Source organism: Xanthomonas sp. NCPPB 1067, assembly GCF_020783795.1.
Classification (GTDB): domain Bacteria; phylum Pseudomonadota; class Gammaproteobacteria; order Xanthomonadales; family Xanthomonadaceae; genus Xanthomonas; species Xanthomonas melonis.
On the sequence record NZ_JAJGQG010000017.1, the window covers coordinates 1 to 15,085 of the forward strand.

At 65.5% G+C, this 15,085-nt stretch carries 12 protein-coding genes; 4 read left to right on the forward strand and 8 right to left on the reverse strand.

What is annotated here, in order from left to right:
• The first annotated feature begins 167 nt into the window (after positions 1 to 167).
• Positions 168 to 3,200, forward strand: coding sequence for a ligand-binding sensor domain-containing diguanylate cyclase (locus LL962_RS13345; protein ID WP_228317256.1), 3,033 nt, complete (start codon positions 168 to 170; stop codon positions 3,198 to 3,200).
• 237 nt (positions 3,201 to 3,437) lie between these two features.
• On the opposite strand, the gene rnt is transcribed toward LL962_RS13345, so the two are convergent.
• The 8 genes from rnt to LL962_RS13385 all read right to left on the reverse strand — a co-directional run bounded on the left by rnt (position 3,438) and on the right by LL962_RS13385 (position 11,914).
• Positions 3,438 to 4,079 (reverse strand): ribonuclease T, encoded by a 642-nt coding sequence (gene rnt, locus LL962_RS13350; protein ID WP_228317258.1) that lies wholly within the window; start codon positions 4,077 to 4,079, stop codon positions 3,438 to 3,440.
• A gap of 328 nt (positions 4,080 to 4,407) precedes the next feature.
• Positions 4,408 to 5,118: a phosphate signaling complex protein PhoU gene (gene phoU / locus LL962_RS13355; protein ID WP_104587918.1), complete on the reverse strand. Its 711-nt coding sequence runs from the start codon at positions 5,116 to 5,118 to the stop codon at positions 4,408 to 4,410.
• 118 nt (positions 5,119 to 5,236) lie between these two features.
• The gene (gene pstB, locus LL962_RS13360) at positions 5,237 to 6,067 is read right to left on the reverse strand and encodes a phosphate ABC transporter ATP-binding protein PstB (protein WP_228317259.1); all 831 of its coding nucleotides are present in this window, start codon (positions 6,065 to 6,067) and stop codon (positions 5,237 to 5,239) included.
• Positions 6,068 to 6,089: 22 nt separating this feature from the next.
• Positions 6,090 to 6,953, reverse strand: coding sequence for a phosphate ABC transporter permease PstA (gene pstA, locus LL962_RS13365; RefSeq protein ID WP_228317261.1), 864 nt, complete (start codon positions 6,951 to 6,953; stop codon positions 6,090 to 6,092).
• Positions 6,953 to 7,927 carry a phosphate ABC transporter permease subunit PstC gene (gene pstC, locus LL962_RS13370; RefSeq protein ID WP_228317262.1) on the reverse strand — a complete coding sequence of 325 codons (975 nt, stop codon included), beginning with the start codon at positions 7,925 to 7,927 and terminating at the stop codon, positions 6,953 to 6,955. Before pstC ends, pstA begins: the two co-directional genes overlap by 1 nt.
• Before the next feature lie 110 nt (positions 7,928 to 8,037).
• Positions 8,038 to 9,129 (reverse strand): phosphate ABC transporter substrate-binding protein PstS, encoded by a 1,092-nt coding sequence (gene pstS, locus LL962_RS13375; protein ID WP_104587914.1) that lies wholly within the window; start codon positions 9,127 to 9,129, stop codon positions 8,038 to 8,040.
• 343 nt (positions 9,130 to 9,472) lie between these two features.
• Positions 9,473 to 10,492, reverse strand: a complete 1,020-nt coding sequence (pstS, locus tag LL962_RS13380) for a phosphate ABC transporter substrate-binding protein PstS (protein WP_228317263.1) — start codon at positions 10,490 to 10,492, stop codon at positions 9,473 to 9,475.
• Positions 10,493 to 10,666: 174 nt separating this feature from the next.
• On the reverse strand, positions 10,667 to 11,914 hold the full coding sequence (locus LL962_RS13385) for an OprO/OprP family phosphate-selective porin (protein ID WP_228317264.1): 1,248 nt from the start codon (positions 11,912 to 11,914) through the stop codon (positions 10,667 to 10,669).
• Between the two features lie 338 nt (positions 11,915 to 12,252).
• On the opposite strand from LL962_RS13385, the gene LL962_RS13390 reads away from it, so the two are divergent.
• From LL962_RS13390 to LL962_RS13400, 3 genes are all read left to right on the forward strand, one after another.
• Positions 12,253 to 12,573: a hypothetical protein gene (locus LL962_RS13390; protein WP_228317322.1), complete on the forward strand. Its 321-nt coding sequence runs from the start codon at positions 12,253 to 12,255 to the stop codon at positions 12,571 to 12,573.
• Positions 12,574 to 12,689: 116 nt separating this feature from the next.
• Positions 12,690 to 13,370 carry a carbonic anhydrase gene (locus LL962_RS13395; protein WP_104587910.1) on the forward strand — a complete coding sequence of 227 codons (681 nt, stop codon included), beginning with the start codon at positions 12,690 to 12,692 and terminating at the stop codon, positions 13,368 to 13,370.
• A gap of 11 nt (positions 13,371 to 13,381) precedes the next feature.
• Positions 13,382 to 14,941, forward strand: coding sequence for a SulP family inorganic anion transporter (locus tag LL962_RS13400; protein WP_104587909.1), 1,560 nt, complete (start codon positions 13,382 to 13,384; stop codon positions 14,939 to 14,941).
• Positions 14,942 to 15,085: the final 144 nt, after the last annotated feature.

The following is a 15,085-nucleotide window of genomic DNA, read 5'->3' on the forward strand; positions in this document are numbered from 1 at the left end:
CGGCTCGGCGATCTGCGCAGATCGCCGGGCCGGGATCGCCGCAAGTAACGCCGGGGCAGACGCCCAACGCTGCTGGATCAACGCTTGCGAACGCGGAGGCCGCCATCGTTCAGCGCGCAGGCCGCTTTTTGCCTACCATATCGGCAGTAACCGGTGTGTCGTGTCTGATGAAACTTGGGGTGGGCGCCCGCGGCAGGGGCGAGAACGGAAATGCCGGCAAGGCGCGGGTACGCAGGCATCGGCAGTGGTGGCGCTGGCTTGGCGCCGGCGTGTGCACATGGTTGTTGCTGTGCGCATTCGTCGTAGCCGCCGAGCCCGTCGGCACTGCGCCATTGCGCAACTACGCCATCGATAGCTGGAGCTCGCGCAACGGCCTGCCGCACAATTCACTGCGCGATATCGCGCAGACGCCAGATGGCTACCTGTGGTTCGCCACCTGGGAAGGGCTGGTGCGCTACAACGGCTTGGAATTCAGCGTCATCGACCGCAGCACCCGGCCGGGTCTGCCCGACAACGGCGTCGGTGCCCTCTACGCCGATCGCGACGGCGCGCTGTGGCTGAGCGATGCGCGCGGCAATCTGGTCCGGCATGGCGCCGATGGGCAGTGGCGTGACTGGCAGCGCCAGGGGCAATGGCCTCAGGCGCTGATCCATGCGATGACGATGGACCCGCAAGGCCGCATGTGGCTGCTGTTCGAAGGGCATGGGTTGGGATGCCTGTGGCCTGACGGACGCTTCGTGTATTTTCCGCCGCGCGACGGTGTGCCGCTGCAGAGCAGCTTTCCACGCATGTTGTTCGACGCACGGGGCCGGCTGCTGATCGGCACCCTGGATGGATTGATCTATCGCGAGCCGGATGGACGCATGCACCGTGCACCGGCCGCCTTCGGGTTTCCACCCGGCCTGGCGTGGCCGTATCGCGCCGCGGACGGCACGCTGTGGGTGGTGGCGGGCGATGGGGTGTACCGCCTGCACGACGAACGCGCCGAGCGGGTGCATCGCCTGCCGGGGCAGGGACACTTCACCGCGATGCTGCAGGATCGCAACGGCGATCTGTGGCTGGGCAGCGAAAACCGGGGGCTGTTGCGCATCGGCAGGCATGGGGTGGAACACCTGCCAGCGGGGCGCGGCCTGCCGACTGGCCGCATCGTCAGCCTGCGCGAGGATGCCGAAGGCAGCATCTGGGTGGGCGCCAACGGGGGACTGTTCCGTCTGCGCGAGACCTTGTTCAGCAGCTACAGCCAGCGCGACGGGTTGAGCGGCGACTATGCGCGTGCCGTGCTCGAAGATCGCGACGGCAGTCTGTGGATCGCCAGCACCGCAGGCCTGGATCGCATGTTGCCGGACGGCCGCATCGTGCCGGTACCGGTCGCGTTGCCGTCCGGACGCCGGCCGTCGGTACTCAGTCTGGCGCAGGATCGTCGCGGCGACCTATGGGTGGGGACCTACGCCGACGGCGTCTTCGTGCTGCGCGACGGGCGGCTGCTGCGGCACTTCGGCGAGGCGCAAGGCATTCCCAGCGGCCATATCCGCGCCATCGCCATCGACGCACAGCAGGCGGTGTGGCTGGCCACCCAGCGTGGTGTGGTGAAGCTGGTGGACGGCAGGCGCGTGCCGCTGGCGATCGCCGGCATGCCCGATGGGGTGATCACCGCGTTGGCCAGTCTGGATGGTGCGCTGTGGATCGGCTCGGTCGACGGTGCGGCGGTGCTGCGTGATGGCCGCTTGCAGCAACTGGATCTGGAGCGCCTGGGCGGCGCGCGTAGCGTGTTCGGATTCCGCTCCATCGGTGACGCGGTGTGGATCTCCACCGATCGCGGCCTGTATCGCACACGTCGCGGCACGCTCGCACGCGTGGGCCTGGAGCAGGGGATGCCGGTCGATACGGTGTTTCAGCTGGTCAGCGACCGGCTCGGCAATGCGTGGATCAGCAGCAACCGCGGCGTGCTGCGCACCGAGTTCGAGGCACTCGACGCAGTGGCCGATGGGCGCGGCACGCTCGCGATCGAGCGTTACGGCGAGATCGACGGCATGGGCAATGCGCAGGCCAACGGCAGCTCCGGCCCGAGCATGATCGAGCGCACGGACGGTTCGGTGTGGGTGGTGACCGCAGGCGGCGTGAGCACGGTCGATCCGGCACGTCTGCAGCGTTTTCGCGAACGCCGCCCGCCGCCTTCGGTGATCGAAAGCGTGCAGCTGGATGGGCAACCGTTGGGCTGGCGTCGACAGGCCAGGCTGCCTGGCGGTCGCCGGCTTACCGTGGCCTACGCCGGCATGAGCTTCCTGCTGTCCGAACGCATCGAGTACCGCACGCGCCTGGATGGCCTGGACAGCGCCTGGATCGAACGCGGGCGGCAACGCAGCGTCGAATTCATCGGGCTGCCTCCCGGCCATTACACGCTGCGCGTGAGCGCACGCCACCCGGGCGGGGCATGGAGCGGGCAGGAGGCACGCTGGACCTTCGACGTGCTGCCGCTGTGGTGGCAACGCCAGGATGTACGCCTCGCGGCGCTGCTGGCGGCGCTGATCGCGCTGACCCTGTCGTACCGGCTGCTGCTGCGCCGTTACAAGACCCACAACGCCCGGCTCGCCGAACTGGTGCGCAGCCGGACCCAGGATCTGCAGCGGCAGGCGCAGCGATTGCTGCAGGCCAACCAGGAGAAGAGCGAGTTGCTGACACGCCTGCGCATCAAGTCCGAGGTGTTCGAGCGCCAGGCCCACGAAGACGCGCTGACCGGGCTGCCCAACCGTCGCCATTTCGACGAAGCGCTGGCGCGCGACATCAGCCGCGCGCGTCGCAGCGGGCGTCCGCTGGTGCTGGCGATCCTGGATATCGATCACTTCAAGCGCATCAACGATCATTACTCGCACGCCAGCGGCGACGCGGTGCTGCACGAAGTGGGCGCACTGCTGACCGCCGCCGCACGCGCCACCGACCTGCCGGCGCGGTTGGGTGGCGAAGAGTTCGCACTGCTGCTGACCGACACCGGGCTGGACGACGCCCAGCCGCTGTGCCTGCGTATTCGTGCGCTGTTCCACGCCCGCCGCGATTGGGGAGGTGTGGAAGGACTGCAGGTGACCTTCAGTGCCGGCCTGGCGCAGTTGCGCGACGACGACACCGCATCGTCGCTGATGCAGCGCGCCGATCATGCGCTGTACGACGCCAAGAGCGCGGGCCGCGACCGGATCAGCGTGGGTTAGACGCCGGGATTGGGCATTCGGGATTCGGGATTCGTAACGCCTGCTGTGCCGGCGCTTCGCCTTTCCGATGAAGGCCTACGCTTTGCAGTGGTGAGGTGTTCAAACCGATTGTGAATACATGCTGCGAGAGGATCTGTGGCCACGCACAAGCTGTGTTCATGGTTTCAATAGGACAAGCTCTCAGCCCGAACGCGGCGTGCTCTTGCCAATCCCGAATCCCGAATCCCCAATCCCGGCCTAAACGGGCCCCGGCCAGGCATTGGCGATCGTGCAGAACAGCCGAGCGGTCTGCTCGGTATCGTAGACCGCGCTGTGCGCATCGGCGGTGTTCCAGTCCAGCCCAGCCGCCTGCGCGGCGCGCGCCAGCACGGTCTGCCCATAGGCCACGCCGGCCAGGGTCACCGTATCGAACACGCTGAAAGGGTGGAAGGGGTTGCGCTTGTGCCCAACGCGCGCGACGGCCGCGTTGAGGAAGTTCAGGTCGAAGTGCGCATTGTGGCCGACCAGGATCGCACGCTGGCAGCCGTACTTCTTGACCGCCGCGCGTACCGGCGCGAACACGTGGTCCAACGCGTCCTTTTCCTGCTTGGCGAAGCGGAACGGGTGGTCCAGCACGATGCCGGTGATTTCCAGTGACTTCGGGTCGATCTCCAGCCCTGGCGCGGGCACCAGATGCGCACTGGCGGTTTCGCCGGGAAAAAAGCGCCCGTCAGCATCCATTTCGATCGGCACGCACGCGATCTCCAGCAGGGCGTGCCGGTTCCAGTCGAAGCCACCGGTCTCTACGTCCACCACCACAGGCAGGTAGCCGCGGAAGCGCCGCGACATGGGCAGGAAGGCAGGGGCAGGCTGCGGGTCGACCGGTTCGTTCATCCGCATAGCCTAGCAGGTCGCACCGCGGCGCTGACCTGGGTCATCCTTTGCCATCCGGTGTGCTCTTTCGCTCGATAGCCAGGCGCTGGGAGACGCGGGCGGGGCGGTGGCCGGCATGTGGTCCGTGGGCATCCTGACCGTCGACGCGCGCCCCGAGCGCGCGAGGACCTGCCCGCTTGAATCGATGGACCGCGGTGGTCGGAAAAACAAGGCCCGTGCCACGGAGCCGTGGCACGGGCCAACCCGACGACGCTTCAAGCCGACGGCGGTGCGCAACCAGCGCGCCGCGCACCGGGTACCGGTCGGCAGCGCTCGATACGCGGCTTCTGGCGGCTCAGACCACGCCGGTGGTACTGGTATCGTCGCGCTTCACGCGAGGCGGCAGCGGCTGTTCGCCATGCACCAGGAACCACACGTTCTCGGCGATGTTGGTGGCGTGGTCGCCGATGCGTTCCAGATTCTTGGCCATGAACAGCAGGTGCGTGCAGGGAGTGATGTTGCGCGGGTCTTCCATCATGTAGGTGAGCAGTTCGCGGAACAGCGCGGTGTATTGCGCATCCAGGCGCGCATCTTCGTCGCGTACGCGCACCGCCGCATCGGCATCCTTGTCGCGATAGGCCTGCACCGCTGCGCGCACCGCATCGGCCGCCATCCGGCCGAGCGCGCGCAATCCCACCGTCTGCGGCAGCGGCGGTGCGGAATTGAGGGCGATCGAGCGTTTGGCGACATTGGCCGCGTAGTCGCCGATCCGTTCGATATCTGCCGGAATGCGCAGGCCGGCCAGGATCTCGCGCAGGTCGCGCGCCATCGGCCCGCGTAAGGCCAGGCGCATCACGTCGTGGCTGATGGCATGCTCCAGCGCATCGATGGCTTCGTCGTTGACCACGATGCGGTGCGCGGCGTTGTCGTCGCGGCGTTCCACCACGTCCAGCGCAGCTTCCAGCTGCGCCACCGCCGTCTCGCCCATGCGCACGATTTCGGCGACGAGACGGTGTTGCTCCTCGTCGTAGCTTTTGACGATGTGGTCGTTGAGGTGCTGGTTCATCGTGGTCTCGCTCGTGGCAGGGGTGGATGTCCCTCGCCTGCGCACGCACGGCGTCACGCGCGCGCGGGCAGGGCAGGGGAGCCGCTTCGCTGCGGCGCAGGTGACGCGTCGTCTTACATCAACCGAACCGGCCGGTGATGTAGTCCTCGGTCTGCTGTTTGGACGGCTGGGAAAAGATCGTTTCGGTGCGGTCGTGCTCGATCAGATCGCCCAGATACATGAAGGCGGTGTAGTCGGACACGCGTGCAGCCTGCTGCATGTTGTGGGTCACGATCACGATGGTGTAGTCGCGCTTGAGTTCTTCCACCAGTTGTTCGATGCGGCTGGTGGAGATCGGATCCAGTGCCGAAGTGGGTTCGTCCAGCAGCAGCACGTCCGGCCGCAAGGCCACCGCACGCGCGATGCACAGGCGCTGCTGCTGGCCACCGGACAGGCCCAGCGCGCTTTGCCCCAGCTTGTCCTTGACCTCGTCCCACAGCGCGCCCTGGCGCAACGCCTGCTCCACGCGGTCCTGCATGTCGGCCTTGGACAGTTTTTCGTGGTGACGGATGCCGTAGGCCACGTTCTCGAAGATCGTCATCGGGAACGGCACCGGCTTCTGGAACACCATGCCGACCTTGCTGCGCAGGCGGTTCATCGGGTACTTCGGCGACAGGATGTTTTCCCCGTCCAGCAATACCTCGCCGCGCGCTTCCATCTTCGGATACAGCGCATAGATGCGGTTGAAGATGCGCAGCAGGGTCGACTTGCCGCAACCCGATGGACCGATCAGCGCGGTGACGCGCTTTTCCGGAATTTCCAGATCGATGCCTTTCAACGCGTGGTACTTGTCGTAGTAGAAGTCCAGATTGCGTGCGGCCACCTTCACCGACGCCTGCGCCGTCGGTGCCCCCTTGGCGGCCGGAACCGCGATGCGATGCATCGGCTTGGCGTTTTGGAGATCGTTCATGTCAGGTGTCCGGAGGGAAAGGTCAGTCATTGGAAATCTTGTTGCGCACCAGCAGCGCACGTGCGCCAAGGCTCACCAGCAGCACGAACACGGTCAGCACCAGCGCGCCGGCCCAGGCCAGCGTCTGCCAGGACTCGTAAGGGCTGCCGGCGAACTGGTTCATGATCACCGGTACGCTGGCCATCGGTTGAAAGATGTTGCTGTTCCAGTACTGATTGCCGAAGGCGGTGAACAGCAACGGCGCGGTTTCCCCGCTGATACGCGCCAGCGCCAGCAGCACGCCGGTGACGATGCCGGCTGAGGCGCTGCGGTACAGCACCTGCACCGTCACCTTCCACTGTGGAATGCCCAACGACAACGCCGCCTCGCGCATCTGCGCAGGTACCAGCCGCAGCATCTCGTCGGTGGTACGTACCACCACCGGCAGCACGATGAAGGCCAGCGACAACGCGCCGGCGAACGCCGAGAAGCGACCGCCGGTCTGCATGACGTACAAGGTGTAGACGAACAGACCCAGCACGATCGACGGCGCCGACAGCAGGATGTCGTTGACGAAGCGCACCACGATACCGGCCTTGCGCGCATTGCCGTATTCGGCCAGCCAGGTGCCGGCCGCCACGCCCAGCGGGGTGCCGATCGCCAGCGCCAGGCCACACATCACCGCACTGCCGAAGAAGGCGTTGAGCAGGCCGCCTTCCTGCATCGGCGGCGGTGTCATCTCGGTGAACAGCTTGAGGTCGATGCCAGGCACGCCCTTGGACAACAGGGTCCACAGGATCCAGGCCAGGAAAAACAGCCCGAACAGCGCGGTGATGCACGAGATCAGCAAGGCCACCGCATTGGTGATGCGGCGCCGGTTGTACAGCGACTGCGAGACCGAGGACATCAGTTGCCCTCCCGGCGCGACAGCTGCATGAGCATGAGGCGCGCGATGGCCAGCACGATGAAGGTCACGATGAACAGCACGAAGCCCAGCAGCAGCAATGCCGAGCGATAGGTCTCTGTAGCCTCGCCGAAGTCGTTGGCGATCAATGCGGCGATGGTGGTTCCAGGCTCCAGCAGCGACGGCGACAGGCGCACCGTATTGCCGACCACGAAGGCCACCGCCATGGTCTCGCCCAGCGCGCGCCCCAGGCCCAGGAACACGCCGCCGATCACCGCCGAGCGCGTGTACGGCAGCACGATGTCCCAGCTGACCTCCCACTTGGTGGAACCCAGTGCGTACGCCGATTCCTTCAGGCGGGTGGGAACGGTCAGGAACACCTCACGCATCACCGAGGAAATGAACGGGATCACCATGATCGCCAGCACGAAACCGGCGGTCAGCAGGCCGATCCCCAGCGGCGGCCCCTGGAACAGCGGGCCGATCAACGGCAGCGTGCCCAGGTGGTCGTTGAGCCATGGCGTCACGTGTTCGGTCATCACCGGGACCAGCACGAACAGGCCCCACATGCCGTAGATGATCGATGGAATGCCGGCCAGCAATTCGATGGCGGTGCCGATCGGGCCCCGTAGCCAGCGCGGCGCCACCTCGGTGAGGAAGAACGCGATGCCGAAGCTCACCGGTACCGCGATCAGCATCGCGATCAGCGCCGTGACCAGGGTGCCGTAGATCGGCGCCAACGCGCCGTACTTGTTCTCCACCGGATTCCAGTCGGCGGAATAGAAGAAGCTCAGGCCCTGCATCTGCAACGCATGGCGGCCTCCCCACAGCATCGACAATGCCGCGCTGCCCAGTGCGAGCAGTACGAACACCACGGTGGCCGCCAATGCCAGCTTGAACAGACGATCGGCGCGCGCATCGCGCAGGTCGCGGCCGCGCGGGGCGGTCATCGCTTCGGGAATGGCAGTGGCATTCATTCGATTGAACCCGTCACCCGCGCAGTGGCGGGGCGTGAGAGATCAGGAGCGGCAAGGCACCCGCAGGCACCTCGCCGCCGCGCAGCCCGCCGCGCAGGCGGGTGCAGGCCTTACTTGAACTCGCTGCCCCAGTAGGCTTCGATCTGCTTCACCAGCTCCGGCGGCAGCGGCACGTAATGCAGTTCGCTGGCCTGAGCCTGGCCGTTTTCCAGCGCCCACTTGAAGAAGTCGAGCGTCGCCTTGCTGCGCGCCGCGTCCTTGGCCTGCTTGTGCATCAACATGAAATTGGTGGCGGTGATCGGCCAGGCCTTTTCGCCCGGCGCGTTGGTGATCACCAGGTTGAAGTCCTTGGCGTTGGCCCAGTCGGCACTTGCGGCCGCGGCGGCGAAGCTGTCCGCGTTCGGCTCCACCCACTGGCCGGCCGCGTTCTGCAGCGAGGTATAGGGCATCTTGTTCTGCAGCGCATAGGCCAGCTCGACATAGCCGATCGAGCCCTTGATCTGCTGCACGTACGAAGCCACGCCCTCGTTGCCCTTGCCGCCGACGCCGCCCGGCCATTGCACCGAGGTACCTTCGCCCACCTTGCTCTTCCACTCCGGGCTGACCTTGGACAGGTAGTTGGAGAAGTTGAAGGTGGTGCCCGAACCGTCTGAGCGATGCACCAGGTTGATCTTGGCAGCCGGCAGGGTCACGCCTGGGTTGGCCGCGACGATCGCCGCGTCGTTCCACATCGTGACCTTGCCCAGGAAGATGTCGCCCAGCAGTGCGCCGGTCAGGCGCAGCTTGCCCGGTGTGATGCCTTCCAGATTTACCACCGGTACCACGCCGCCGATGGCCGACGGGAACTGGCCCAGGCCGGCCTGCTGCAGTTCGGCGCTGTCCAGCGGCTTGTCGGTCGACCCGAAGTCCACGGTGCCGGCCTTGATCTGGGCGATACCGCCGCCGGAGCCGATCGACTGGTAATTCACCTTGTTGCCGGTGGCAGCGTTGTAGTCGGCCGACCACTTGGACACCAGCGGATAGATGAAGGACGCACCGGCACCCGAGATTTCGGCGCTCTTGCTGTCGCCTGCCGTTGCGCCGGCGCTGGCGGCGCCCTTGGTCGCATCGCCGGATTGCGCGTCCTTGCCGGGCGAGCACGCGGCAAGCGCGATGGCGAGGGTAAGAGACAGGGCGGTCAGGCTGGCCGACTGCAATTTCATGGAAGCTCCGAGACTGGATTGGCCGGATGTCCGGCAGACCACGCTATGAAATGATGTTTTTGTTACACGTGCATGACAGCGTCTTCTGGCGAAGGCATCACAAAAAAAGACGCGGACCACGGAGGGCGGTACACCCTCCGGGATCCGCGTCCCGGTCCCGGCGCCGGGGAGAGAGACGGCGTCGGTCCTGACCTGCTGGGCGCCTACGGCGAGGGCGGCACGACAGGATTCACCACGTGCCAGCCGATGCGCCTGGGGCAGGGTGTCTGCGTGGACCACGGTCCCCTACCGGCCGAGGCATCGCATGTCCCTGTTGCCACCGTATCGCCGAGATGCGGTGTGCTCAGTGCGGCAGGTTCGTGGCCCAATACGCTTCGATCCGGGTCACCAGCGCGTCCGGCAGCGGCACATAGTCCAGTTGCTTGGCCTGCGTATCGCCCTTGCTGTACACCCAGCGGAAGAACTCCAGGGTGTTCTTCAGGCCGGCCGGATTCTTGGGCTTCTTCTGCACCAGGATGAAGTTGGTGGCGGTGATCGGCCAGGCGTTTTCGCCGGCGGCATTGGTCATCACCAGGTAGAAGTCCTTGGCATTGCCCCAGTCGGCGCTATCGGCAGCGGCGGCGAAACTCTCATCGGACGGCTGCACGAACTTGCCGGCCGCATTCTGCATCGCCGTGTAGGCCATCTTGTTCTGCAGCGCGTACGACAGCTCGACATAGCCGATGCCGCCCTTGATCTGCTTCACGTAGGCGGCCACGCCCTCGTTGCCCTTGCCGCCGATACCGGTCGGCCACTGCACGGCGGTGCCTTCGCCGACCTTGCCCTTCCAGTCGGCGTTGACCTTGGACAGGTAATTGGTGAAGTTGAAGCTGGTGCCCGAACCATCGGAACGGTGCACCACGGTGATCTTGCCGGCCGGTAGCTTCATGCCCGGGTTGAGCGCGGCGATGGCCGGATCGTTCCAGGTGCTGACCTTGCCCAGGAAGATGTCGCCCAGGATCTTGCCATCGAGCTTGAGCGCACCGGCCGCGATGCCCGGCACGTTGACCACCGGCACCACGCCGCCGATCACCGACGGGAACTGCGCCAGGCCGGCGGCGGCCAGCTCTTCCGGCTTCAGTGGCGCATCGGAGGAACCGAAGTCCACGCTGGCGGCCTTGATCTGCGCGATGCCGCCGCCCGAGCCGATCGACTGATAGTTGACCTGCTTCTTGGTGGCGGTGTTGTAGTCGGCCGACCACTTGGACATCACCGGATAGATGAACGACGCACCGGCACCGGTGACGTCGGCGGCCTGGGCGCACAGCGCCAGCGAAGCGGCGAGTACGCCGACGGCCAGACGGGTCTTGAAGAGATGGATCACGAAGCGGCTCCAGAATGGGTTGGGTCAAGACAGCCCCGCAGTCGCGCCATTGCAGGGCAGGGGCGTGACCGCGCGGTGTCGCATGGATGACAGATCGATGACGGGCAGGGGCGTGCCCGCGGTGACAGGGAGTTGCAGGTGGGCGTGCATGGGCGCAGCCCGGCACCGACGGCACTACCAATAGAACTGCGCGCGCGCCTCGACGATCGACGGGTTGTCGTCGACCAGACCCCGGGTGGTGCTGTTGTAACGGGTGCTCTCGACCTTGGCGTAGTTCAGCGCAAGCTTGAAGTTGGAGCGCCAGTACCAGTTGGCACCGATCGTCCAGACGTCCATCTTGCCGCCCAGCACGCCATCGACGAACGGCGTGTTGCCGTTGGACACCAGGTGGCCGTCGTTGAGATCCAGGGTGTCGTAGCGCACCGCCAGTTGCCACATGCCCGAGGCCGGCGCATTGGGTAGCGGGGTGGTCGGCACGCCGGCCTTGTAGCCCCAGGTCTCGCCGGTCAGGTTCCAGACGCCGCTGACATACCAGCCGTCACTCTTGTAGTCCTGCGCGTTGCCGATGCGCTTGGCGTCTTCCTGGAAATACTCGCCCTGCAGCTTGAACGGGCCGCCGATCCACATCGCCTCGGCGCCGGCCACGCCCACGCGGTCCACATTGGTGAGCGCGCCGGTGTCGATCAGGCGAATGGTGGTGAGGTCCGCATCCGGGCGCGCACGCAGGCGCAAGGTGTCGTCGTCGGTGTCGTAGTCCAGATAGCTCAGGCCGAAGTGCAGCACACTGCCGGCTTCGTTGATCGGGGCCCAGGTGCCGCGTGCCCCATAGCCGCTGCCGTGGGCCTGGTTGCGGGTCAGTTCGCGGCCGAAGGCGCTGGCTGTCACGCTCCAGTCGTTGTCGCCCATGGCATAGGCCAGGCCGAGGCGACGCGAGATGCCGTAGGTGTTGGTGACCGCGGCCTTGGAGACGAAGTCGTTGTTCCGGGTGCTGGACAGTTCTTCCAGGCTGTTGGGCTGCTTGAACTGGCCGATCTGCAGGTAGTTGTTGGCGTTGCCGCCGAACTTGTACTTGATGTTGTTGTCCAGGAAGCGCCCGCTGCTGCGGATGGTGGTACCGCGGATGGTCACCTCCTTCAGCACGCTCGGGTCGTAGCCGGCCACCCAGTCGATATTGCCCGGGCCCTTGCCTTTGAGCGACAACTCGGCGCGGCGGATGCTGAATTCGGAGTTGTCGCCGTTCGCACCGATCGGGCCATTGAGATCCTGCACATCGTTGTGGAACCAGTTGCCATCGGCCTGGATCAGGCCCTCCAGCGAGATCTCCGAGCCGCCGATGACGTCGATAGCGATCTCGGCGTGCGCTGCCGGCGCAGCGAGCACCAGCAGCAATGCGGAGCAGAGCAGGGTAGGAGCGGATTTCATGGAGCGTGCGACCTGGCGGGAAAGTGGGCGCAGGCTATGGTGTGAAGGTTGCGTTAATGTGACAAATCGGCAAACCGTCACATTGTATTTTTTGTCAATAAAGACAATAGTTTACGGGTGTTTCAATTATGTCGTCGTGTGTCGTCGGCCTGAACGTCGCCAGCGTGTAACCACCGTCCGGAGAGCGGGGAAAATCGGCACCCGGCGGGTTACCGGGCTGGCGACCTGAACCGGAAACATGACACCCTGAACATATATGTCAGCTTGTGCAACGCACCACTTGCATATGCCCGTTCCAACTTGTTAGTTTCGAGGCCATGTTTCCGCGAATTCTCCAACTGCTGCTGGTCTGCCTGCTCGCGCTCGGCGTGTGGTCGGCTGCCAGTGCCCAGACGCGCGTCCAGGACGCGTGGGTGGGCGACGGCGTGGCGGTGATGGCGGAGGCTGGCGACGAGCGTGATAGCGCAGACATCCTGCAGGGCGATGCCGACGCGCAGAGCCAGGTCGACACCCATCCTGCAGACGATATTCCCTTGCCCTCCCAGGCTTGGCCGATGCTGGCGCGATACTCGCCCTCCTGGCATGCGCACCATGCGCCTGCCAATCAGAAACGCGACCTGATCCCACAACTGCGTCCTCCAAACGCGTTGCTTGGCTGATCCCCGCTGTCGCGATACCCGGTGCGCTGCGCGCCGGCTTTCTCTTTGATTTGATTGTCTTTTTCAATCCGCGGCTCGCGTCGGGGATTGCTATCCGTTGCCTAGAGGAATCTCCCATGGAAAGTTTGCTAGAAGGTTTTCGCCATTTCCGTAAGGAAGTCTATCCGCGCCAGAGTGCGCGCTTTCAGGAGCTGGCCGGCGGCCAGAGCCCGCACACGCTGTTCATCACCTGCGCCGATTCGCGCGTCATGCCGGAATTGATCTTCTCCGCGCAACCCGGTGAACTGTTCGTCTACCGCAACATCGGCAACGTGGTGCCGCCGTACTCGCAGCACGTCAGCGGTGTTGTCGCGGCGATCGAATACGCCATCGCCGTGCTGGGCGTGCGTCACATCGTGATCTGCGGACACACCGACTGCGGCGCGATGAAGGCCGTACTCAAACCGGAATCGCTGGAAGACGTGCCCTCCGTGGCGGCCTGGCTCAAGCACACCGACGCAGCGCGTCATGTCACCGCCCACCACGGCCACGATCCGCACAGCCATGATGCACTGAGCTGCATGACCGAGGAAAACGTGGTCTCGCAGCTGGATCACCTGCGCACCCAGCCGGTGGTTGCCGCGCGTCTGGCTGCCGGTACCTTGCGCATCCATGGCTGGATCTACGACATCGCCCATGGCGATATCCGCGCATTCGATGCCGAGAAGGGCGGCTTCCGGCCGTTGCTGGCCGATAGCACGCCCGAAGCCACCCCGCGTCCGCGACTGCAGCAAGTCGTTCGCGCCGAACTCGCCTGACGGAGCCGATCATGAGCACATCAGGTATCGGCGGATATTTCCGTCAGGGACTGTTCGGGCGCGATTTGTTGTCGTCGGTCGTGGTCTTCCTGGTCGCATTGCCCTTGTGCATGGGCATCGCGATCGCTTCCGGCATGCCGCCGGCCGCAGGCTTGATTACCGGCATCGTCGGTGGTCTGGTCGTCGGCTTCCTGGCGGGCTCTCCTCTGCAGGTGAGCGGGCCGGCCGCCGGCCTGGCTGTGTTGGTGTTCGAGCTGGTGCGTGAGCATGGTGCCGCAGCCCTGGGGCCGGTGATCCTGGTCGCCGGTGCGATCCAGCTCATCGCCGGCCTGTGCCGCGCAGGCGTGTGGTTCCGCATGACATCGCCGGCCGTGGTGGCCGGCATGTTGTCCGGCATCGGCATCCTGATCGTGGCCTCGCAGGCGCATGTGCTGATGGATGCAGCGCCCAAGGCGCGTGGTCTGGAGAACTTCGCTGCACTGCCTGGCGTGTTGTGGCAGGCCATCAGCGAAGGCACCGGGCGCACCGCGTTGTTCGTGGGTCTGGCAACGATCGGCATCATCCTGGCTTGGGAGAAGCTGCGTCCGCAGCGTCTGCGCTTCCTGCCCGGCGCGCTGATCGCAGTGGTCGCCGTCACCGCCACCGCGCAGTTGCAGGGGCTGAACGTCAATCGCGTCGACGTTCCGACCAATCTGTTCTCCGCGATCTCCATCCCCAGCGTCTCCGACATCTTCGGCGTGTTCAACCACACGCTGCTGGTGTCGGCAGTGACCTTTGCGTTCATCGCCAGTGCCGAGACTCTGCTGTCGGCAGCGGCCGTGGACCGCATGCATCAGGGTGCACGCACGCAGTACGACCGCGAGCTGGCGGCACAGGGCGTGGGCAATATGCTGTGCGGTTTCCTGGGTGCGTTGCCGATGACCGGCGTGATCGTGCGCAGTGCGGCCAACGTGCAGGCCGGTGCCGCCACACGCGCGTCGACCATCCTGCATGGCAGCTGGCTGCTGGTGTTCGCAATGCTGCTGCCGTGGCTGTTGCGGATGACGCCGGTGGCGTGTCTGGCCGGCATCCTGGTCTACACCGGCGTGAAGATGATCAAGATCGGGCAGGTCAAGGAACTGGCGACCTATGGCCGTGGAACGGCTGCGATCTATCTGGCGACCACTCTGGCGATCGTGGCGACCGACTTGCTGACCGGCGTGCTGATCGGCTTCGGACTGTCGCTGTTCCGTCTGGCGCTGCACTCCTCGCGTCTGAAGGTCGAAGTGCGCGAGCACGCCGACAAGAAGGACGAGATGCATCTGACCCTGCAGGGTTCGGCCACCTTCCTGAAAGTGCCGGCAATGGCGCGTACGCTGGAAAGCGTGCCGCCGAACACCGCGCTGCATCTGGACGTGGCCAAGCTGCATCACGTCGACCACGCCTGCATCGAGTTGCTGCGTGATTGGAGCCGGAACGCGGCTTCGCGCGGGTGCGAACTGGTGGTGGACTGGAACGAGCTGGATCGTCGCGTCGAAGGCCCGGCGAAAACCGAAACTGCGGTGGTGGACGCGCCGCGCAAGGCGGCCTGACGCCGTTGCAGCCCCGGCGTACGCGCCGGGGCCAGTGTGTCGCGATCGGATGATGCATGGCGCCATAAGACGCATCATCCGGTCGCGATTTTTTTTGGGCCGGGATGTGGGAAGCGGGATTTGGGATTCGCAAAAGCACGTGCC